Genomic DNA, 21,696 nt, shown 5'->3' on the forward strand with positions numbered 1-21,696 from the left:
GCCCCCGCCCCCGCCGCCCGCCGGCGCTGAGCCCCCGCCCCTGCTCCTGCCCACCGGCGCTGAGTCCCCTGCCCTCGCCCCCGCCCCCGCCGGCCGGCGCTGAGCCCCTCCGCCCTTCCCGACCCCTGGAGACCCGTCGATGACCCCTCGCCCGTCCGGCCGGAACCCGTGGCTGCCCCACCGGCCGTCGGCCGACGCCGTAGCGCGGGTGTTCCTCATCCCCTACTCGGGATGCGGCGCCAGCATGTACCGCCAGTGGCCGCGCCAGTGGAAGGGCGTGGACTTCGTCCCGGTGGAACTCCCGGGCCACGAGACCCGTTTCGCCGAGCCCAACTTCACCACGTACCAGGAACTGGCCCAAGCCATGTCCGCCGGACTACGGGACCACCTGGACGTCCCCTTCGCCTTCTTCGGCCACTGCGGCTCCGCGCTCGCCGCCTACGAGACCTCCGCCGAACTGGCCCGCACCGGCGGCCCCGCCGCGTCCCAGCTCTACATCTCCTCCCAGGTCGCCCCGCAGGACGGACCCGCGGGCCGCTTCCTGTCCATGGACGACACCGAGCTGAAGGCCGAACTGGAGAGCCTGATGCGCCGCATGGGCGGCAACCCCAACAGCGAGCTGCTCTCCCTCTACCTGGAGATCCTCCGCGCGGACGTCGACACCAACAAGCGGTACGTGATGCCCGACCCGTACGGGCTGCCCGGCCCGATCACCGCCATCGGCTGGACCGAGGACGACGAGATCCCCTACGCCGACATGACCGGCTGGACGAAGTGCGGCGAGACCACGTCGGTCCTCCTCGACGGCGGCCACCACGCCTTCATGGAAGCCCCCGAGAGCCTCCTCGACCTGATGTCCGCCCACCTCCTGAAAGCGTCCTCCCGATGACCGGCACCACCACGCCGGGCGCGGACGTCGACCGCCGCTGGTTCAAGCGGTTCGGCCGCACCGGGCCCGCCGAGACCCGCCTGTTCTGCTTCCACTTCGCGGGCGGCAACGCGGCACTGTTCCGCCGCTGGCCGCAGGACCTGCCCTGGTACATCGAGCCGGTCGCCGTCCAGCTCCCCGGCCGCGCCGACCGCTTCACCGAACAGCCCTACGACCGCATGACCCCCTTGATCGACGACCTGATCGAGGCCATCCACCCCCTCCTGGACCGCCCCTTCGCCTTCTACGGCGTCAGCATGGGAGCCCGCGTCTCCTGGGCCCTGACCCACGCCCTGCGCGAACGCCAACTCCCCCTCCCACGCGCCCTGTTCGTCGCCGCCAGCGTCGCCCCCGCGTGCGACGACGGCCAGTGGGAGTGGGACGGCCGCGACGACGGCCTCGAAGGCTATGTCCGCGAGATGGGCGGCACCCCCGTGGAGGTCCTGGACCAGCCCGAACTCCTCGCCGGCCTCCTCCCGACCCTGCGCGCCGACCTGACCGTCCTGAGCACCCACGGCTTCCACCCCTCCACCCCCCTGGACCTCCCTGTCCACGCCTTCGCCGGCACCGAGGACCCCGAGGCCCACCCCGACCGGATGACGGACTGGTCCCGAGAGACCCGCGCCCCCTTCAGCCTGACTCCGGTCCCCGGCGGCCACTTCTTCGACGACGCGGGCCGTCAGCAGGTGGTCCGCGCGATCGTGGACCACCTGACATGACGCCACTGTGTGGAGCCGTTCAGCGGACGAGGATCAGCCCGCAACTGTAGGCCCGCGCATGACCGATGCCCTGGGTGAGCGCCGCGACGAACACCGGGGGGTCGGTGACCGTGAGGGTGCCCTTGACCTCGGCGCGGGCGATACGCAGCCCTCTGTGCGGTGCCGGGCTCGACACGACCGGGAGCATCCGCACGGCGAGCCGGTCACACCAGCTCCGCCCGCTGACCAGCACCGCCGAACGCTCCACGTACGTCCTCGACCTGCCCCGCCCACAAGGCCGGGCCGCTCGTGGAGGCCCTCGCGCGGCGGATCGAGGTCCGGGGCAGCCCCCTCACCCCCCTCCCCGAGCTAGGGCGGAGACCGATACGGCTAACCCGACGCTCCGGCCCACAAGTTCGGCAAGCCAGTCGGCCATGCTGCGTCCGGTATCACGACGTGCGTGCCAACGGTCACGCTTCGACGCTGGCCGACCTTTCGGTGTCCCCTACAGGGCCCCAAGATCGACCATGAGAGAAAAGGGTGCGGTCGCCTTCACCGTGCCGGTGAACATCTCGCCGTCCCTGTATGCCTTGGTGGCGGGGTCGAGAATGTAGGTGTAGATGATCGGAACCCCGGTGGCGGCCTGTTCGACCCGCCAGTAGAAGGGGATGCCCGCCTTGGCGTACTGGTCCACCTTCACGATCCGGTCCGTGGTCTCCGAACCGGGCGAGACGACCTCGACGACCAGGAGCACGTGCTCGGGGCGGGTGGGCGTGAGGTCGATGGTGTCTGCCCGGTAGACGATGACGTCCGGACGGCGGTTGGTGAGCGGGACGTCCTGCAGACGGACGTCGAAGTCCGTGTCGGCGTTCCAGTCCGGGCCCGCGGCGGCGTCCAGGGCATTGGCCAGGACTCGGGCCAGCCGGTTGTGCCGCTTGGAGGCGCTCGGGCTCACGACGACCATCCCGTCCACGATCTCGATGCCGGCGCACTGCTCCTCGGACCAGGAGTCGTACTGCTCCGCGGTGATCTGCGTGTGCATCCACGCGGGCGCCACCATGTCAGCGGTCATGGTGCTCCTCCTTCGAGGGCCTCGGCGGTTCGGCAGTGCTTCCCCCAGCGTACTGTCCGGGGCGGGCTCGGGCCCGGAACCGTGAAAGGGGCCCCGAGCCGTGCCGGGCCCGCGGCGGGGCGGGGGCACGGCATAGATTGGCCACATGCCGAATCGCCTTGCGAGCGAGACCTCGCCGTACCTGCTCCAGCACGCCGACAACCCCGTCGACTGGTGGCCGTGGTCGCCGGAGGCTTTCGCCGAGGCGCGCGAGCGGGACGTGCCCGTTCTGCTGAGCGTCGGGTACAGCTCGTGCCACTGGTGCCATGTCCTAGCCAAAGAGTCCTTCGAGGACGAAGCCGTCGCCGCCTTCATGAACGCGCACTTCGTGAACATCAAGGTGGACCGCGAGGAGCGGCCCGATGTCGACGCGGTCTATATGGAGGCGGTGCAGGCGGCCACCGGACAGGGCGGCTGGCCCATGACCGTGTTTCTGACGCCGGACGCCGAGCCGTTCTACTTCGGTACGTACTTCCCGCCCGTCCCGCGCCACGGTATGCCGTCGTTCCAGCAGGTGTTGCAGGGGGTCGGGCAGGCGTGGAGCGGGCGGCGGGAGGAGGTCACCGAGGTCGCGGGGAAGATCGTCCGGGATCTCGCGGGACGGGAGATCTCCTACGGCGACGAGCAGCCGCCCGGCGAGGAGGAGGCCGCGCAGGCGCTGCTGGGGCTGACCCGGGAGTACGACCCGCAGCGCGGCGGGTTCGGCGGGGCGCCGAAGTTCCCGCCGTCCATGGTGATCGAGTTCCTGCTGCGCCACCACGCCCGCACGGGCGCCGAGGGCGCGCTCCAGATGGCGTCGGACACCTGTGAGCGGATGGCCCGGGGCGGGATCTACGACCAGCTCGGCGGCGGCTTCGCCCGCTACTCGGTCGACCGCGAGTGGGTGGTGCCGCACTTCGAGAAGATGCTGTACGACAATGCCCTGCTGTGCCGGGTGTACGCGCATCTGTGGCGGGCCACCGGCTCGGAGCTGGCCCGGCGGGTGGCGCTGGAGACCGCCGACTTCATGGTCCGGGAACTGCGCACCGCCGAGGGCGGGTTCGCCTCCGCGCTGGACGCGGACAGCGACGACGGCACCGGACGGCATGTGGAGGGCGCCTACTACGTGTGGACGCCGGAGCAGCTGCGCGAGACGCTCGGTGACGAGGATGCCGTGCTGGCCGCGCGGTACTTCGGGGTCACCGAGGAAGGGACCTTCGAGGAAGGTGCCTCCGTGCTGCAACTGCCGCAGCAGGAGGAGGTGTTCGACGCCGGGCGGGTCGAGTCGGTCCGGCGGCGGCTGCTCGCGCGGCGCGCCGAGCGGCCCGCGCCCGGCCGGGACGACAAGGTGGTCGCCGCCTGGAACGGGCTCGCCATCGCCGCGCTCGCCGAGACCGGCGCCTACTTCGACCGCCCCGACCTGGTGGACGCGGCCGTCGCCGCCGCCGATCTCGTCGTCCGGCTGCATCTGGACGAGCACGCGCGGCTCACCCGCACCAGCAAGGACGGGCGGGCCGGGGCGAACGCCGGGGTGCTGGAGGACTACGCGGATGTCGCCGAGGGCTTCCTCGCGCTGGCGTCGGTCACCGGCGAGGGGGTGTGGCTGGAGTTCGCCGGATTCCTGCTCGACCATGTGCTGGCCCGGTTCACCGACCCGGACAGCGGGGCGCTGTACGACACGGCGGCCGACGCCGAGCGGCTGATCCGCCGCCCGCAGGACCCCACGGACAACGCCGCGCCCTCCGGCTGGACCGCCGCAGCGGGCGCGCTGCTCGGGTACGCCGCCCAGACCGGCGCCGAGCCGCACCGCACCGCCGCCGAACGGGCGCTCGGCGTGGTCAAGGCGCTCGGGCCACGGGTGCCGCGGTTCATCGGCTGGGGGCTCGCGGTCGCCGAGGCGCTGCTCGACGGGCCGCGCGAGGTGGCCGTCGTCGGACCCGATCCGGGTGACGAAGGCGGGCGGGCACTGCACCGCACGGCACTGCTGGGCACCGCGCCGGGCGCGGTCGTCGCGTACGGGGTCCCGGACGGCGGGGAGTTCCCGCTGCTCGCCGGGCGACCGCTCATCAGTGGCCAGGCGGCGGCCTACGTATGCCGTAGCTTCACCTGCGACACCCCGACGACAGATCCGGACACCCTCCGCACGGCCCTGACCGGCTGATTCGCCCCGGCCGCCGCAAAGTCCCCGGCCAGCGGCCGTCTCCGCGGTGGTCCGGACCGTCCGAATAGGAGCACCTGTTCGGATACGCCCCGCTACCCACCCGCCGATCCGAAACACGCTTTTTATCGGAACGGCCCCCGCGCTTCACACATCCCCCTTAATCTCTCCACGGTGACGTGACGGCCATGACCTGCCGTCGCGCCCGGGGGATTAAGGGATCTGGGGGGATCTTTCTTGCTGACGTCCGTCTTGGTCGCCACCGTGTCGCTCGCCCTTTTCTGGATGGCGGCGTTCACTCTGTGGTGGCAGATGCACGCGTGGCGCACACCGGAGGTGCTCGCCTCCACCCGGTTCGGCAGACCGGACGGGGAGGGCCATGTCTCCTTCTCGCTGCTGCTGCCGGCCCGCCATGAACAGGCCGTGCTCGACCACACCATCCAGCGCCTGCTGGAGTCCTCGCACACCGACTACGAGATCATCGTCATCGTCGGCCATGACGACCCGGAGACCACCGAGGTGGCACGGGCGGCCGAGGAACGCGATCCCCGGGTCCGGGTCGTGGTGGACACCCATGAGAAGAAGAACAAACCGAAGGCCATGAACACCGCCCTGCCGTACTGCCGGGGCGATGTCGTCGGGGTCTTCGACGCCGAGGACCAGGTCCATCCGGAGCTGCTCGCCCATGTCGACCACGCTTTCCGCTCCACCGGCGCCGATGTCGTCCAGGGCGGGGTCCAGCTGATCAACTTCCACTCCAGCTGGTACAGCCTGCGCAACTGCCTGGAGTACTTCTTCTGGTTCCGTTCCCGGCTGCATCTGCACGCCCAGAAGGGGTTCATCCCGCTCGGCGGCAACACCGTCTTCGTCCGCACCGACGTACTGCGCGAAGCGGACGGCTGGGACCCCGACTGCCTCGCCGAGGACTGCGATCTCGGGGTGCGGCTGTCCAGCGTCGGCAAGAAGGTCGTCGTCGCCTACGACTCCGAGATGGTCACCCGCGAGGAGACCCCGGGCTCGCTGATGTCCCTGCTCAAGCAGCGCACCCGCTGGAACCAGGGCTTCCTCCAGGTGTACCGGAAGAAGGACTGGAAGCAGCTCCCCACCCTCGGACAGCGCCTGCTGGCCCGCTACACCCTGATGACCCCGTTCATGCAGGCGTTCACCGGGCTGATCATCCCGCTCAACATCGCCATCGCGCTCTTCCTCGACGTCCCCGTGGGCATCGCCTTCATCACCTTCCTGCCGGCCGTCACCGCCCTGGTCACCTTCGTCTTCGAGATCGTCGGCCTGCACGACTTCGGCAAGCAGTACGGACTGCGCGTGCGATTCGTCCACTACCTCAAGCTGGTCGTGGGCGGCCCCTTCTACCAGGTGCTGCTCGCCGGGGCGGCGCTCCGCGCCGTCTGGCGGGAGCAGCGCGGACGCAACGACTGGGAGCTGACCACGCATGTCGGCGCCCATCTGGGCCCGGCGCACGGCGATGAGGCCACCCGAGCCACCCGAGACATCCGAGAGGACGTTCCCGCGTGACCTCCACCCTCGACGCGGTGACCACCACCACGGTCCCCGCGCAGCCCCGGCCTGTCCGGATGGCCCGGCCCGGCCCGCCGCCCCCACCGCGACGGCTCCGCTCGTCCCGCCCCGACCTGCTGCTGTGCGCCGCCCTACTGCTCGTGATCATGGTCGTGCAGGGCTGGAACATCGCCGACTACCCCGCCCTCAGCGACGACGAGGGCACCTATCTCGCCCAGGCGTGGGCCGTCCAGGAGGGCCGGGGCCTGGCCCACTACACCTACTGGTACGACCACCCGCCGCTCGGCTGGATACAACTGGCCGTGCTGACCTGGATACCCGCCCTGCTCAGCCCCGAGTCGATGACCGTCGGCTCGATGCGCGTGGCGATGCTCCTGATCAGCGCGGCCTCCGCGGTCCTGCTCTACGTCCTGGCCCGCCGTCTCGCCCTGCCCCGCTGGGCCGCCGGACTCGCCATGGCGATCTTCGGGCTCTCCCCGCTCTCCGTGGTCCTCCAGCGCGAGATATTCCTCGACAACCTCGCCGTGATGTGGACCCTGCTGGCGTTCTGCCTCGCCGCCTCCCCGAGCCGCCACCTCTGGCACCACTTCGGCGCCGGGATCGCCGCCGCGACCGCCGTGCTCACCAAGGAGACGATGCTCGTCATCCTCCCGGCGCTGCTGCTCACCATGTGGCGCCACAGCCACCGCGACACCCGGAAGTTCGCCGTCACCGGCGCCATCACCGCCTGCGCCCTGATCGGCTTCTCCTACCCCCTGTTCGCGCTGCTGAAGGGCGAACTGCTGCCCGGCGCGGGCCATGTCTCCCTCTGGGACGGCATCACCTACCAGATGACCCGGCCCGGCTCCGGCTTCATCCTCGACCAGGGCACCGGCTCCTGGGGCGTCCTCCAGTCCTGGCTGTACTACGACCGGGTGCTGCTCCTCGGCGGGCTCGCGGGCGCGGTGCTGCTCCTGCTGACCTGGCGCTGGTCGGTCACCGCCCGCGCGCTGGCCGGACCCTGTCTCACCGTCACCATCCTCGCCGTGGTCGCCCTGCGCCCCAGCGGCTACCTCCCCGCGATGTACATCATCCAGGCGCTGCCCTTCCTCGCCCTGGTCCTCGCCGGGGGCACCGCGTCCGTCGCCCACGCCTGTCTGCGCCGCGGCCGGCGCCCCGGCGAGAAGCGGGCCGTCACCGGCGGCCGGTACGCCCTCGCCACGGTCCTCGCCATCTCCGCGGGCGCCTATGTCGTACCCCGCTGGTACGACGGCGCCCACATCGCCATGACCACCGACGCCAACGCGCCCTACCAGGCCGCCACGCGCTGGATGGCCACCGAGGTGCCCGACCCCGAGGACACCCGGGTCCTGGTGGACGACGCCATGTGGCTGGACCTGGTGCACGCCGGATACGAACCCGGGCTCGGCGTCATCTGGTTCTACAAGGCCGACCTCGACCCCGCCGTCACCAAGACCATGCCGGACGGCTGGCGTGACCTCGACTACGTCGTCGCCTCCCCGACCGTGCGCCGGGACGCCGTCGACCTGCCGAACGTGAAGGCCGCCATCGAGCACTCCACGCCGGTCGCCGTGTTCGGCGAGGGCGAGGACCGGGTGGAGATACGCCGGATCACCACCGGCGCCGACGCCGACGCGGACGCCGTGGCCGTCACCGGAGGCGCCCGATGAGCCAGGACCACATCCTCGGCGGCCCCGCCCCGCTGACCACCGAGGTCCCCGAACCGGGCGCCGTCACCGTCGTCGTCCCCACCTACAACGAGTCCGCGAACGTACGGCAGCTGCTGCGGCAGATCACCGAGTCGGTGCCCGCGCGGCTGCCCTGCGAGGTGGTCTTCGTGGACGACTCCACCGACGACACCCCCGACGTGATCCGCGCCGCAGCCCGCGACTGCCCCTACCCGGTGACCGTGCTGCACCGCGACGAACCCACCGGAGGGCTCGGCGGCGCCGTGGTGGAGGGCATCCGGACCGCCGGGTCGGACTGGGTCGTCGTCATGGACGGCGACTGCCAGCATCCGCCCTCCCTGGTCCCCGAACTCGTCGCCACCGGCGAGCGGACCGGCGCCGCGCTGGTCGTCGCCTCCCGCTACATCAAGGGCGGCAGCCGCGCCGGACTCGCCGGAAGCTATCGCGTCGCCGTGTCCCGCGTCGCGACCTGGCTCACCAAGTCCCTCTTCCCGCGCCGGCTGCACGGCATCAGCGACCCCATGAGCGGCTTCTTCGCGATCCGCCGCAGCGCGGTCACCGCCGAGGACCTCAAGCCCCTCGGCTACAAGATCCTGCTCGAACTCGCCGTCCGCGCCCGTCCGCGCGGGGTCAGCGAGGTGCCGTTCGTCTTCCAGGACCGCTTCGCCGGGGAGTCCAAGTCCACCGCCCGTGAGGGGCTGCGCTTCCTGCGCCATCTCGCCGGGCTGCGCACCGCCTCACCGGTCGCCCGGATGGTGGTCTTCGGACTGATCGGCGCCACCGGCTTCCTGCCCAATCTGCTCGGACTGTGGGGCCTGACCGCCGCCGGGATGCACTATGTGCCCGCCGAGGTGGTCGCCAACCAGTTCGGGGTCGCCTGGAACTTCCTGCTCATCGAGCGGCTGCTGTTCCGCGACCGCCGCCGCTTCCGCCGCTGGTGGGACCGGCTCGGCCGGTTCGCCCTGCTCGCCAACGCCGATCTGCTGCTGCGCATCCCGCTGATCGCGCTGCTCGTCGGCCGGTTCGGCATGGAAGCCCTGTCCGCCACCGCGCTCGCGCTGGTGACGACGTTCGTCCTGCGCTTCATCGGGACCGAGGCGCTGGTCTATCTGCCCCGCCGTGGGACGCGGGGCGATCAGGAAGAGAGCGGCAGCACAGCAAGGGAGAGCCGAGTGCACGACCACGACCACGATCACGACCGCGATCACATCACGCACGGAACGCACGAGACGCCGGGAACACCCGGAGCGACCAGCTCAGAGGGGAGAGCGGCGTGAGACCCGAGAGACGGAGAACCTCCACCGCCCTGCTCGCCGTCGCCGCGCTGACCGGCGGACTGCTGCTCACCTCGCCGCAGTCCGCGTCGGCCGCCAACCTCATCACCAACCCCGGCTTCGAGACGGCGGGCACCGGCGACATGCCGGCCTGCTGGTCCAAGTCGGGCTGGGGCGACAACGACTTCACCTTCGAGACCACCACCGACGCCCACTCCGGCGACAGCGCCATGAAGGTCACCCTGACCCGCCGCGCGGACGGCGACCGCAAGGCGCTGATCACCGAGTCCGCGGCCTGCGCGCCCCTGGTCACCGAGGGCAAGCAGTACGACCTGTCGCTCTGGTACAAGACGACCACCCCGGACGCCAACATCACCCTGTTCCGGCATGACACCACCGCGGGCTGGCAGTACTGGACCGACCTCAAGACCCTCGACCTGGCCGCCGACTGGACCCAGGCGGGCGTACGCACCCCGGAGATCCCGCCCGGCACCGACCAGATCACCTGGGGCGTCTCCGTCTACGGCACCGGCTCCGCCACCACCGACGACTACGTCATGGAGCAGGTCGCCGACCCGATACCGGACCCGGAGTGCACCGGCACCGCCGAGGAGTGCGCCAACGGCCGCTGGGACGTGCTCCCGGTGCAGAACCCGGTCCGCTCCATGCACTCCGTCGTCCTGCACAACGGCAAGGTGCTGCTGATCGCCGGGTCCGGCAACGACCCGGAGATGTTCGAGGCGGGCACCTTCACCTCCGCCGTCTACGACCCCTCGGACGGCACGTACACGATCGTCCCGACGCCCAAGGACATGTTCTGCGCCGGTCATGTCCAGCTCCAGGACGGCCGGGTGCTGGTGATGAGCGGCAACAAGGGCTATCCGTCGGCCGACGGCACCCTCGGCTACCAGGGCTACAAGGACTCGTACATCTTCGACCCCGAGACGGAGACGTACACCAAGACCAACGACATGAACGACGGGCACTGGTACCCGTCGGCGACCATCCTCGGCAACGGTGACGTGATCTCCTTCGGCGGGCTGAAGGAGGACTCCACCGGGGCCGTCAGCGCCGAACTCTGGTCGGACGCCCAGCAGAAGTGGCTGCCGACCTGGCAGGTCAACCAGACCTGGTCCTTCTGGGGCCTGTACCCGTCGATGATCCTGATGCAGGACGGCCGCCTCTTCTACTCCGGCAGCCATGTCTTCGGCAACAACATCCCCGGCACCGGCTCGGCGATCTACGACTACGACGCCAACACCATCACCCAGGTACCCGGCCTCCAGAACAAGGACGAACGCGACCAGTCGGCGAGCGTGCTGCTGCCGCCCGCCCAGGACCAGAAGGTCCTGACCCTCGGCGGCGGCAACATCGACTCCAACCCCGAGGCGAACCGGCTCACCGACGTCATCGACCTCAAGGACCCGAACCCCGCGTATGTGGCGGGGCCGCCCATCCCGCAGGGCACGGTCGACTTCGGCGCCGGACCGGTCCCGCAGACCGGCGACCAGGGCAAGATGTACCTCTCCGCGGTGCTGCTGCCCGACGGCAAGGTCCTGGAGACCGGCGGCGCCCTGCACAACCGGGCCAACCCGGTCTTCGAGACCTCGCTCTACGACCCGGCGACCGGCACGTTCGACCCCGTCGCCACCGACCCCGAGGCGCGCGGCTACCACTCCTCGGCGTTCCTGCTGCCCGACGGCCGGGTGATGACCACCGGTGACAACCCGGGCAACGGCTCCTGGAACCACAACGTCTCGGTCTACACCCCGCCCTACCTCCTGAGGGGCGACCGTCCGGCGATCACCTCACTGATCGACACCGAGTGGACCTACGGCGACACCCAGCGGATCACGGTGGACCGGCCGATCGCCAAGGCGGAACTGATCCGCCCGGCCGCCGTCACCCACTCCTCCGACCCCAACCAGCGGTTCGTGGACCTGCCGCTGACGGTCGACGGCAACACGGTAGACCTGAACGTCACGTCCAACCCGAACCTCGCCCCTCCGGGCTGGTACATGCTCTTCGCGGTGGACGCGGCGGGCGTGCCGTCGGTGGCGAAGTGGGTCCACCTCCAGGGCCCGCAGGCCCTGTCGGCGACGGACGCCTCCGCCCATGTCCATGACTTCGCGGGCGACCTCTCCGGCAAGGTCACCAAGCCGGGCAAGAAGCGCGCGTCCCAGAAGGTCCCGCCGACCATCTCCGGCTGCGACCGCCACTACGGCTCCGCCAACATCTGCGTCCCGACGGTCTTCCCACCGGACGTCAAGAAGACAACGGCGTCCCGCTGCGAGTGGCTGGCCGCCAACGACTACGGCCGCCTAAAGGTAAACGGCAAGGACGACCCCTTGCTCCTGGACCCGAACGGCAACGGCACGGCGTGCGACAAGAAGGACGTGAAGCGCCGGTAGAGGGCGACGCACGGAGGGCGTGGCGCTCACCCGCGCCCCTCCGTGCCGCCACTGAAGCCGACATGGCGGTTACAGGGCTGACGAACGGCCGGGGTTCGGCGGAAAGGGTGCCGCCCGGCTCAGGAATGTCCTGAAGGGTGACCGCATTAAGGGCCTCCGCACCAACTATTCCGAAAGGGATGGCGAGTGCGGGGGTATCTTTTTCCCCTGTTCCTTCACTCGGATTGCCCCTGGCGCCGGGTTTCTCATCTCGGAAGGAGTTCACGGAACCGCTCGCGGGTATGCCGTGCGATCGGATTCAATCGATACGGCGAAAGCAGTGAAGGAATCTTTGCCAACTGTGCATCGATCCTGCCCGAGTGAATCGCCGGATACTCATCCAGGATCGTGTTCCAAGTGGCGCAGGCCGCCTCCAGGTGGCCGATTTTGATTTGCCTTTCTGCGAGTAGCGAGCTGAACAGCAGTTTGGTTAGCTGCTTATCCGTGGAGTCCCGGAGGGGGAAATGATCATTGAGGGACTCAATGCTTCCTGCTGTATCACCCAATGCGTACCGGACTTGCGCCGTGACATACGCCAGTGTGGCCGAGTTGAAGCCGCCAAATGCTTCGGGCTGACTTTCCGCCTGATTTACGGCACGTTCCGCCTCTCGCAGGCTATTGAACGCGTTCGCCTTTTCTCCTGCTAGCGCGTACGCGTGTGCCTGTTGTCCGGTGAGAAATGCTCGCATTCGGGGGGTGGATTCAGGCGACGACTCTGCGGCTGCATTCGCAAGCCTTACTGCCGGCGTGCCGTGCCCCAGATTCGCTGCTTGCACTGACATACCGCGCAGGACATGGCAGTAGGTCATGCGGTCGCCGCCAACCCCCGCAAGCTCCAGGCTCTTTACGTAGTACTGCTGTGCTCGTCCATGCGTCCCCTCGTCCACTGCCATCCATCCAGTCAGATAGCAGAGAAAGGAAACAGCGGAGAGCAGTGATTTACGGTTCTCTTCCGATGTGCTCGCTTTCAAATGCGGGGCAACCGTGTTCACAAGGAAAGCGGCAGCCATCGGACGTGCGTAGCGTCCGCCGAATTCGCTATAGATGTCCATCAGGCGTTCTGTCATTTTTGTCACGCCCTGGATTTCACGTTGCCCAATACGCCGTTGTGGATCGACTCCTACCGCATCCATCCGGCCGACTACATCTTGCCACCCTGGAATAGTGAGCGCCACGGAGAAAACCCCTGCGCCAAGGACCCTGCGACGGGATGGGTCCATATCTTCCCTTCCTAAGTCGAACAACCCCTCCACCGTGCTGACGGATTGATTCAACTCAAGAGAAGAGAAGGGAAAACCCACCTCGTCGGAGGTGACAGGACGGTGAAGTCTGCGGGAGAGCGCTTCGAGGATCAACGGGCGAGTGTCTTCCTTGGGCATGTGACCCTTGAGCCACTGGTGCACCGATGGTTCTCGATACCGCAGTGGTGTCCCGCGCTCCGTGCCCAAGCGGTTGATCTCCTGTGCGAACTGACGCAGTGTCCAGCCGGTTTCCCGGTACACGTGCTCAAGCGCCATGTTCGGTGCCAGATCGCCCATCGGCCCCTCAACTCCCAGCATCTTAAGGTCACTTAAAGCTCTTAAGTCCTGCCATTGCATCAACGGTACCGCTGTGAGTAGCGGAGCGGTTGCCTAGTGCGAGCAAGGACGCCCACAGCGAGGGACCGGACATGGACCAGCAACCACCCGCGGAGCACTGCGACGTGGCCGAGTTGGCGGCGCTCATCTGTAGAGGCGGGTTCTGGTGCCTCGCACCGGAGTGGGTACCACGGACCGGCTACACACTCCCCACTCAGTCGGCGCTCAGGAAGGTCGAGGCCGGCTTGCGGAGGTTGATCAATGACTGACACGTCCAAGCGGCTCGCACTCCACGTACCGCCGCTACAGCCTGCCCCGGTCGAGGGGTGCGCCGAGTGCGGTGCAGCGGCAACCTCTCGGGACTCCGCCCGGAAACTGGGCAGCGTCAGCAGTGAACGGGCAGCAGACGAGACGATCAGACAGCACCCGCACCGACACGTCACGGACCAGACAGTTTCCGGCGAGGGGGACAGCCAGACTCTCTCCCGGTTGCGGTCGCTGGTGCGTGAAGACAACAGGAAGCGACGGGACGGGGGCGGATCGCCATGAGAAGTCGCAACCCCGTTGCGGCACCCGCACGGGTGAGCAAGCCGCACCCGTTCTTCCGCACCCCAAACGAGATCGTCATCGGCGCGGTTGTCTTCGATCGTGACTACGAAATGCCCGGCACGGTGCGAAATCTTGATGGCCGTTGGGTCGAGTTGCAGCGCCCCACGGGTTTCATCTGGCGCGTGAACTTCACCCGGCTGAGACGGGGAACGGAGCGTGAGGCCCGCCAACTGGTCGCCCTGGCCAAACTCCAGCGGGCACGCGAACGGGGGCGGTGACCGTGAAGCGGTTGTGGGATCTTGCCGCAGTGATCACCGGACCATTCCTGATTGCTGTGCTGAGTGGTTCGTGCGGATTCGCGCTCTGCATGGTGCTCCGACCCTAGATTCCCGTTCCTGCCGGACGTATCGAACAGGCTCCCCAGCTATCGGAATCCCGGCAGGAACGGGACACCACTCCGCTTTTGTCGAGGACTTCCCGGGAGCGCCGGTAACCATCACGGCCGGTGCTCAAGCGAGAGCGGATGCCCGACCCCGAAGTGACGGAACGGGGTCGGGCGCATCCAAGCCCCGTCCGACTGCCAGAGAGGGACAGCGGCAGTCGGGCGGAACTCCGGGCCCGACCGGGCTCGGCGCACCGAGCGGCGTAGCCCACCGTGCGCCCCTCGGTGTACTGAGCTGCACCAGCTTGGCGGGGAGCAATCCTGATAGGCGCACATCGAACAGGGAGGTTCAGCAATGGGTCCGTACATTCTGAGCAACAAGTGTGACCACGAGTGGGTCAAATGGAGCGGCGCAAATCGGTGCCGCAAATGCGGGGCTACGCAGAAGTAGCACCCTTGAGAAGAAGGGGTACCGGGCTCAGCCTCCCGGCGCCCCTTCCGGCTCGAAGCGAGGATTTAATGACAGAACGTATCTTATGGGATGAACTTCCCTCCGCTCTACGCCGGGTGGTGGAGTCGCGCACCGGTCCCGTGGTCGCGTCGGAAGTCGTGGCCACCGGTTTCAACTGTGCCGTTGCCCTGATCGCACGCACCCGGAAGAGCGGGCCGCTGTTCATCAAGGGCGTGCGGACATCCGATGCGGCAGGGGTCGCCGGCCTGCTCTGGGAAGAGCGGTTGAGCAAGCTGGTCGGCGGTGTCAGCCCCACGGTCCGCCACCGGTTCGAAGCGGAAGGGTGGATGTGCCTTGCGTTCGCCCACATCGATGGGAGACACGTCGACTACGGCCCCGGGACCGGTGATCTGATCCCGCTCGCTGCCACACTTCGCCGGCTCGGGCACCTGCGTGCGCCCGCGTTTCCTGTTCCCCAGTTGGCGGACCGCCTCGTCGAACACCTGAGCACTTCGGAAGCCCAAGCGCTGCGCGGCACGCATCTGCTCCACACGGACATCAACCCTCACAACGTCCTGATCAGCCACAACGGACCCGCCTACCTTGTGGATTGGGCCATGCCCGCCCTCGGACCCGCATGGATCGATGCCGCCTACACGGCCACATGGTTGATGTGCTTCGGGCAGACCCCCGGGGACACAAGTACGTGGCTGTCCAGCATCCCCAGTTGGCAACAGGCGGACAGTCCAGCAGTTGAGGCGTTCGTGAACGGAACATGCCGACAGTTCACCGCTCACGTGGGGGAGCGGGACGCGGCAGCCAGCAATGCGCGGTTTCAGCATCTGCTCGACTTCCCCCGCGCACTGTCCGGCAGCCATCGGCGAGGTGGTCTCAAATCCCCCCGTCCGTCATGATCCGCCGAACATTGCGGACGGGGCTGTCCCGCAGGTGCGCACCATGAGCCGCACCGTCCTGATCGCTCCACACCCCGCAGATCTTGGATTAGCGCATACCGTGCATCGGGACTGGACCGGAAACGTGATCACGCTCCGTTGTCCGGGCCCCCTCTGTCGGCGCCTTGTGACCGTGGCCGCGCTGTGGGTGGACGAACACACGCCCTTCGGCAAGCCGGACCGGTGCGGCGTGTCAGGGGCGATGATCCTGGATGACGCGCACCCCACAGGGGCGGACCCCGCTTAGCCCTGGTCGCGACCGTCCGACCGGTCCAGCACGAAAGAGCCCATGCCGGGCACGGTGGTGATCAACCCCTGTTCCCGCAATGCCGCTGTCGCCTTGCGGATCGTCACCCGAGCTACGCCGAATTCTGCCTCCAACTTCACCTCAGACAAGTGGTGCTGAGGCGGATACTCACCGGTCACGATTCGCTGCCGCAGTACCTCGGCAATCTGCTGCCACTTCGGGCGGGTGGGGTCGAACTCAGTCACAGCCGGACCGTACACACTCGCACTCATCACTACATAGATGCTCCTGTCTACAGCTTGCTATAGACAGGTGTAGACAAGTCAGCCTACCGTCGAAAACGAAAGCGCCCCGAGGGACCGCGTAGGACCGGTCCACCCGGGGCTCCGCCTCAGCTTTAAGGGAGCTGAAACGACATGCGCGATGCTATCGCCCGTGCCCTCGCTTGGGTGTTATCCGTCCTCGCCCCCTCCGGGCCCGGACGCCACAGTGCGGCATTCCTCGCCGCGCAGACGCCCGCATCCGTCCCTGACTCGCCCTGGTCTCGTCCGTGGCGTGCCCCCTCGGCCGAGCAAGTGCGTGCCATCTTCCGAGATGAGCGGACACAAGAGCTTCCCGAACTCCAGCGGGAGCGGTTGTGGGCTGCCGGGTTCGCGGCGATCGGGGTGGACTACGACTACCCCACCATGCCGCTCGGCAGCGTCGTAGCCCGCAAAGAGCGGGCGCTGTTGCGTGCCGTGATGGCGGACGAACCCGCCCCTGCAACCGGCGCGCTGTGCTGCCGCTGCAAGCGGTGGACCTACATGCCCATGCCGGTCCGGCACATCGAGTGCCCGAGCGGCCCCGGGGTGACTCTGTACGCGTGCCCGAACCATGCTGTGGCGTTCCTCGCGGGCCCGACCGAGGAAGACCTAAGCGTTCCGTAACCCGTCGCAGATCCGCGCCACAAGCCCCGCTCGGCTACTCATCCGAGCGGGGCTTTCCCTGCGCTGACCTGGCGCCTTCTGAGTTGCCCGGGTGTAATCGGTCGCGAGTGGCAGCGGTACAGCGGTTAGCGCTAAGGAATGATCTTCGCTGCTGGGGGCGGCCCGGCCAGAACGGGCGCGCGCTGGAGGTGTGGCTGAGGACCGGAACGCCGAGCTTGCCGCTCTCGCCCGCCAGGCCGTGGCAGCCGCGGGCGGCCTGCGGCTGCTGGTCGAGCGGATGGGCGATCTCGGCTGGCGGATGCAGGACTACCGCGACGAGGACCTGCTGAACGTCGCCTCCGCCCTGCGCGGCACCGCGATCCTGATCGCCCTCGACACCGAGGACATGGACCTGCACGAGGAAGTCACCGGGCGCCGGGTGCACGAGGTGCACGATGTCGCCGAGTGGTTCCGAGAGCACGGCGAAGGCGACGGCCGGCCGTTAGCCTGCCGACCCGGGCCGGTTGTCCCGGCCGCCGGGGATGACCCGCAGGACGGGGCCGGCGGGGGCGAACTCGCCGAGGTCGAGAGCGGCGTCGCGTCCGCCCGCGCGGGACGCCGGGCCCCGCCCCCACCCCGGGCGGCAGCGGCGCGAGGTCCTGGGACACCCTTCCGTCCCAGTTGTGATTCACGTCACTGCCGACGGCTCGGTGCAGCACCCGGCCCCGTTCCGCCGTCATGGGGGCAGTGATCGGGACGGGACGAGGAGAGGAGGTCGGCGGGTGAGGTTTCGCAGGAGCGGTCCGGGCAACGGATTCACGGAGTTCGTCGCACAGCGGTCGGGAGCGTTGTTCCGCACCGCGTATGCGCTGACCGGTGACGTGCACGTGGCCGAGGATCTGGTGCAGGAGGCGCTGGAGCGGGCGTGCCGACACTGGCGGAAGGTCGAGGTGGCGGACTCGCCGGAGGCGTACGTGCGCAAAGTGCTGGTCAACCTGGCCAACGACCGCTGGCGGCGGCTGTCGCGCCTGGGCGAGCGCCCCGGGCTGTCGGGGGTGCCCGAGACGGCCGACCCCCGGGACCGGTTCGGGCAGGTGGATCTGCGCGCGGAACTGATCGAGGCACTGCTCGGGCTGCCGATGGGCATGCGCAGCGTGGTGGTCCTGTACTACCTGCACGATCTGGACGCCCGGCAGATCGCCGGCGTCCTGGACATCTCTTCGAGTGCGGTGAGATCCCAGCTCGCCCGCGGCCTGGCCAAGCTGCGCGATTCCGTATCGGGCGCCCAGGCGCCGCACACCCCGTCGGCCGCTTTCGGAGGTACGAAGTGAGGAACACGTCGTCCGGACCCGCCCCGTTCGAGCCGGGCCTCGAAGCCGAGCTGCGTGCCGCGGTGGCCTCCTTCGCCGACGGGCCGACGGCGCCGGTCGTCGACGCGGCCGCGATCGAGCGAGTCGTCAGCCGCAGCCGCACCCGCCGGGCGCTCCTCGGCACCGCTGCGGCGTGCTGCGTGCTGGCGTGCGCCACGGTGGGGTTCTTCGCGCTGAAGCCCGTGCCGCCCGCGCCCGGCGCCTCCCCGTCCCTGTCCCCACCGGCGAACGGGGCGTGCACCCCGCTCGCCACCGGCACCCCCAAGAGCGGAAGCGCCGATGCGACTCCGACACAGGAGCAGGAGCAGGAGCAGACCGAGGGAGCGGGCATCGCGCTGCCGGACCTGGCCGGCATGTCGGTCGAACAGGCCGGAAGCCTGCTGCGCGGACTCGGACTGGGCTGCACGATCATGCGGCACACGGACTGGAACGCTCCCGCCGGGCAGGTGATCAGCAGTGCCCCCCGGGGCGGCGCAGAACCGGTGGCACCGGGCTCGTCCGTCCTCCTGCTGGTCTCGACGGGCAAACCCGGCAGAACCTGAGCGACCGGGCCCTTCGGCCCGCGCACCGGCGGACGGCGCCCCAGCCCGCCCGTTCCTCGCGGTTGGGCCGCCGGAGCTACTCGTCGTCCTGGTCGTCGTCGTCCACCGCGTCCGGGTCGCGCAGCGGACGCAGAGCGCCTTCGGGCTGGGAGGGGGGAAGGCGTACCGGCCCAGGACGTTCAGGTGGCCGGCCTTGAGCGGGGACAGGCGGGCGACGTCCTCGTCCAGGACGTCGTGCTCGCGCTGGTCGGCGGGCAGCGCCCGCAGCTGCTCGACGGCGGCGTCGAGGTAGCGGGTGTTCCACAGCACCACGGCATTGAGGACCAGTCCGAGGCTGGCCAACTGGTCCTCCTGGCCGTCCTTGTAGGCCTGCTGGATGTGGCCGCGCTTGCCGTGGCAGATCGCGCGGGCCAGGGTGTGGCGGGACTCCTGCACGGTGAGCTGGCGGTTCATCCGGCGCCGGTAGGTGTCGTCCACCGGGTCGACCAGGTCGAAGAGGTGGAAGGTCTTCTCGATCCGGCCGTACTCGGCGAACGCCCGCCCCAGCGGGGTGGGGTGGCCTTCGCGGCCGAACATCCGCAGCAGGTCGTAGGCGCGGACCTGGTTGGTGATCAGCGACCCGGCCACCCGCAGCATGTCGGGCCACTGCTCGCGGATCTTCTTGAGGTTCACCTTGTTGCGGGCGATGGCCTCCAGCGGCCCGTAGCCGCTGGCCGGTTGCTCGCCGGGGATGTCGGCGCGCCAGAACCGCTGGTCGGCCAGGTCGCGGAAGCGCGGCGCGAAGCGGAAGCCGAGCATCTTGAAGATCCCGAAGACCATGTCGGAGTACGAGGCGTTGTCGGTCGCCACCATCTCCGGGCGCACCCCGCCGTCCAGGTTCAGCAGGGTGTCCAGGATGAACAGGGAGTCGCGCGGGGTGCCGGGCACCAGCATCGCGCCGATCCCAGAAACCTGGTCATTCAGGGCATTGAGCCAGGTCAGACCCCTCTTCTGGCCCAAATTCTGGGGCGAGGGCGCCGAGTTGATGCTGCGCTTGGGCACCACGAACCGCAGGCCGTCCACCGAGGCGAGCATCCCGCCGCCCCAGCTCTGCGCGAGCGCGGCATCGACCTGTCCGCCTCCCAGGTCCACCGAATGGTCTCCGGCACGCCGGAACGGCTGTCGTTGCAGGTCATGGCCGCGCTCTGCGACATCCTGGCCTGCACTCCGGCCGACCTGGTGGCCACCACCGCCGAGAACGCGGGGGTCCGCAAGACCGCCACCGGCGACCTGCCCGCGCCGCCCGCTGACAACGTCGCGAAGCTGCGTCCCCGCCCGGCCCGCATCCTGCCCGACGCATGAGCCCCGCCTACACCACCGCCGAGCAATACGAGCGCTGGCACAAAAAGACATGCTCCCGCTGCACACGCCACGGCTGCTTTGCCGCACGGTGGCCGGACGGATATGTCTGCCGCACCTGTCACGACAAGGCCCTACGGGTTCGTGGACACTGCCCCGGCTGCGGCGCCGACCGCGCACTCCCCGGCCTGCGGACCGACGACGACGCGTCCATATGCCCGGACTGCGCGGGCTTCACCGTCTCCTACCAGTGCGTCCGCTGCGGACACGAGGGCAAACTCCACGCCCGGCACCTGTGCACTCGCTGCACTTCGCCGACCGCCTCGCTGAACTCCTGGACGACGGCACCGGCCGGATCCGCCCCGAACTCGTCCCGCTCGCTGACTCCCTGCTCGCCATGGACAACCCGCTGTCCGGCCTGACCTGGCTCTACACCCGCAAGGGACGGACCGACTCGCCCGAACACCTGATGCGGCGCCTTCGCCTCGGGGAGATCGAGCTGACCCACGAGGCATTCCACCCTCTCCAGCCCTGGCGGGCAGCCTCCCACCTGCGGGAACTCCTGATGGCCTGCGGCGTGCTCCCCGCCGTCGACAAGCAGATCTGCTCCTTCGAGCGGTGGCTCGTCGGCCATCTCGCCGACATCACCGAACCGGACCACGCCCAACTCGTCCGCCGATTCGCCACCTGGGAAATCCTGCCGAAGCTCCGCACCCGGGCGGGGAGGAAGCCGCTCACCCCGGCAAGCCGCCGCTATGCCGGCGACCAGGTCAAGCACGCCACGGCGTTCCTTGGATGGCTCGCCGAGCACGGCCTCACCCTGCCCACCTGCCGTCAGACCGACATCGATGCCTGGCACGTCGAGCACACCGAGCACGGCCGCAACACCATTCGGCCCTTCCTGCTGTGGTGCATGGCCAGCAAGCTCACCAGGCGCTTCCGTCTTCCCGCCGCAGTGATCCGTCAAGCGACACCGCTCCCGCAACACGAACGCGTTGACCTGCTCGGACGCCTCCTGACCGATCACGACCTGCCGCTGCGGCCCCGGGCCGCGGCCGCCATCGTCCTGCTCTACGCGCAACCGCTCAGCCGCGTCGTCCGCCTCACCGTCGACGACGTGGTCCACGACGGCGACCAAGTCCTCCTACGGCTCGGCGAACCACCTTCCCCGGTCCCCGGACCGGTCGCCGAACTCCTGCTCAGCTGGATCCCGAACCGGGACAACATGAACACCGCGACGAACCGCGACTCGCGCTGGCTGTTCCCCGGGCGCCGGGCCGGGCAGCCGATGCACCCCGACGCTCTCTCGGCTCTGGTCAACGACCTCGGCATCCCCACCATCGCCAGCCGGGCCTCCGCGATCCGCCAGCACGTCCTGGAGATGCCCGCCCCCGTCGTCGCCGACGCCCTCGGCTACCACCAGGTCACCACCGCCAAGCTGGCCGCCCAAGCCGGAGGCACCTGGAGCCGATACGCCTCGGGAGACCACACAAGGTCACCAGTGGGCTGGGTTCCTCGGACAACTGGCGACAGTTGAATACGCGAGCCCACCAGTACCGA

Annotated in this window: 19 protein-coding genes and 1 pseudogene; 15 read left to right on the forward strand and 5 right to left on the reverse strand. The window is 69.1% G+C overall.

Features of this window, described 5'->3' with window-relative positions; all coding sequences use genetic code 11:
• The first annotated feature begins 139 nt into the window (after positions 1–139).
• On the forward strand, positions 140–889 hold the full coding sequence (locus tag AB0D49_RS04180) for an alpha/beta fold hydrolase (protein WP_362750349.1): 750 nt from the start codon (positions 140–142) through the stop codon (positions 887–889).
• On the forward strand, positions 886–1,647 hold the full coding sequence (locus AB0D49_RS04185; protein WP_362750352.1) for a thioesterase domain-containing protein: 762 nt from the start codon (positions 886–888) through the stop codon (positions 1,645–1,647). The genes AB0D49_RS04180 and AB0D49_RS04185 overlap by 4 nt, the downstream gene beginning before the upstream one ends.
• A gap of 19 nt (positions 1,648–1,666) precedes the next feature.
• Here AB0D49_RS04185 and AB0D49_RS04190 read toward each other — a convergent pair whose 3' ends face one another.
• Both AB0D49_RS04190 and AB0D49_RS04195 read right to left on the reverse strand, forming a co-directional pair.
• On the reverse strand, positions 1,667–1,894 hold the full coding sequence (locus tag AB0D49_RS04190) for a type I-E CRISPR-associated protein Cas6/Cse3/CasE (RefSeq protein ID WP_362750355.1): 228 nt from the start codon (positions 1,892–1,894) through the stop codon (positions 1,667–1,669).
• 237 nt (positions 1,895–2,131) lie between these two features.
• A complete protein-coding gene (locus tag AB0D49_RS04195; protein ID WP_362750358.1) occupies positions 2,132–2,698 on the reverse strand; it encodes a Uma2 family endonuclease in 567 nt (188 codons plus the stop codon).
• A gap of 145 nt (positions 2,699–2,843) precedes the next feature.
• Here AB0D49_RS04195 and AB0D49_RS04200 point away from each other — a divergent pair, with 145 nt between their 5' ends.
• From AB0D49_RS04200 to AB0D49_RS04220, 5 genes are all read left to right on the forward strand, one after another.
• Entirely contained in the window at positions 2,844–4,877 is a 2,034-nt protein-coding gene (locus tag AB0D49_RS04200; protein WP_362750360.1) for a thioredoxin domain-containing protein, read from the forward strand.
• 234 nt (positions 4,878–5,111) lie between these two features.
• Entirely contained in the window at positions 5,112–6,407 is a 1,296-nt protein-coding gene (locus tag AB0D49_RS04205) for a glycosyltransferase (RefSeq protein ID WP_362750363.1), read from the forward strand.
• Positions 6,404–8,080 (forward strand): phospholipid carrier-dependent glycosyltransferase, encoded by a 1,677-nt coding sequence (locus AB0D49_RS04210; RefSeq protein WP_362750366.1) that lies wholly within the window; start codon positions 6,404–6,406, stop codon positions 8,078–8,080. Before AB0D49_RS04205 ends, AB0D49_RS04210 begins: the two co-directional genes overlap by 4 nt.
• A complete protein-coding gene (locus tag AB0D49_RS04215; RefSeq protein WP_362750368.1) occupies positions 8,077–9,375 on the forward strand; it encodes a glycosyltransferase in 1,299 nt (432 codons plus the stop codon). Before AB0D49_RS04210 ends, AB0D49_RS04215 begins: the two co-directional genes overlap by 4 nt.
• Positions 9,372–11,783 carry a galactose oxidase-like domain-containing protein gene (locus AB0D49_RS04220; RefSeq protein WP_362750371.1) on the forward strand — a complete coding sequence of 804 codons (2,412 nt, stop codon included), beginning with the start codon at positions 9,372–9,374 and terminating at the stop codon, positions 11,781–11,783. The genes AB0D49_RS04215 and AB0D49_RS04220 overlap by 4 nt, the downstream gene beginning before the upstream one ends.
• 245 nt (positions 11,784–12,028) lie before the next feature.
• On the opposite strand, the gene AB0D49_RS04225 is transcribed toward AB0D49_RS04220, so the two are convergent.
• A complete protein-coding gene (locus AB0D49_RS04225) occupies positions 12,029–13,360 on the reverse strand; it encodes a tetratricopeptide repeat protein (RefSeq protein ID WP_362750374.1) in 1,332 nt (443 codons plus the stop codon).
• A gap of 620 nt (positions 13,361–13,980) precedes the next feature.
• Here AB0D49_RS04225 and AB0D49_RS04230 point away from each other — a divergent pair.
• Positions 13,981–14,226: a hypothetical protein gene (locus AB0D49_RS04230; protein ID WP_362750377.1), complete on the forward strand. Its 246-nt coding sequence runs from the start codon at positions 13,981–13,983 to the stop codon at positions 14,224–14,226.
• Positions 14,227–14,849: 623 nt separating this feature from the next.
• Positions 14,850–15,695: a phosphotransferase gene (locus AB0D49_RS04235; RefSeq protein WP_362750380.1), complete on the forward strand. Its 846-nt coding sequence runs from the start codon at positions 14,850–14,852 to the stop codon at positions 15,693–15,695.
• 282 nt (positions 15,696–15,977) lie between these two features.
• Here the strand turns inward: AB0D49_RS04235 and AB0D49_RS04240 are convergent, their stop codons facing one another.
• Positions 15,978–16,226 (reverse strand): GntR family transcriptional regulator, encoded by a 249-nt coding sequence (locus AB0D49_RS04240; protein WP_362750383.1) that lies wholly within the window; start codon positions 16,224–16,226, stop codon positions 15,978–15,980.
• 330 nt (positions 16,227–16,556) lie between these two features.
• Between AB0D49_RS04240 and AB0D49_RS04245 the strand changes: the two genes are divergently transcribed.
• The 4 genes from AB0D49_RS04245 (at position 16,557) to AB0D49_RS04260 (ending at position 18,798) form a co-directional block, all read left to right on the forward strand.
• Complete coding sequence (locus AB0D49_RS04245; RefSeq protein WP_362750386.1) at positions 16,557–16,907, forward strand: hypothetical protein; 351 nt, start codon at positions 16,557–16,559, stop codon at positions 16,905–16,907.
• Positions 16,908–17,097: 190 nt separating this feature from the next.
• Positions 17,098–17,637, forward strand: a complete 540-nt coding sequence (locus AB0D49_RS04250; protein WP_362750388.1) for a hypothetical protein — start codon at positions 17,098–17,100, stop codon at positions 17,635–17,637.
• A 31-nt stretch (positions 17,638–17,668) separates the two neighbouring features.
• Complete coding sequence (locus AB0D49_RS04255; RefSeq protein ID WP_361531038.1) at positions 17,669–18,217, forward strand: SigE family RNA polymerase sigma factor; 549 nt, start codon at positions 17,669–17,671, stop codon at positions 18,215–18,217.
• On the forward strand, positions 18,214–18,798 hold the full coding sequence (locus tag AB0D49_RS04260; protein WP_362750392.1) for a PASTA domain-containing protein: 585 nt from the start codon (positions 18,214–18,216) through the stop codon (positions 18,796–18,798). The genes AB0D49_RS04255 and AB0D49_RS04260 overlap by 4 nt, the downstream gene beginning before the upstream one ends.
• A 76-nt stretch (positions 18,799–18,874) precedes the next feature.
• On the opposite strand, the pseudogene AB0D49_RS04265 reads toward AB0D49_RS04260, so the two are convergent.
• Positions 18,875–19,896 (reverse strand): annotated as a pseudogene (locus AB0D49_RS04265) (transposase); the annotation flags it as partial.
• A 12-nt stretch (positions 19,897–19,908) separates the two neighbouring features.
• On the opposite strand from AB0D49_RS04265, the gene AB0D49_RS04270 reads away from it, so the two are divergent.
• Together AB0D49_RS04270 and AB0D49_RS04275 are read left to right on the forward strand one after the other, a co-directional pair.
• Positions 19,909–20,139, forward strand: a complete 231-nt coding sequence (locus tag AB0D49_RS04270; RefSeq protein ID WP_362750770.1) for a helix-turn-helix transcriptional regulator — start codon at positions 19,909–19,911, stop codon at positions 20,137–20,139.
• Positions 20,140–20,431: 292 nt separating this feature from the next.
• Positions 20,432–21,673, forward strand: a complete 1,242-nt coding sequence (locus AB0D49_RS04275; protein WP_362750395.1) for a hypothetical protein — start codon at positions 20,432–20,434, stop codon at positions 21,671–21,673.
• The last annotated feature ends 23 nt before the right edge of the window (positions 21,674–21,696 follow it).

This window comes from Streptomyces sp. NPDC048290, from assembly GCF_040652095.1.
In the GTDB taxonomy this organism is placed as follows: domain Bacteria; phylum Actinomycetota; class Actinomycetes; order Streptomycetales; family Streptomycetaceae; genus Streptomyces.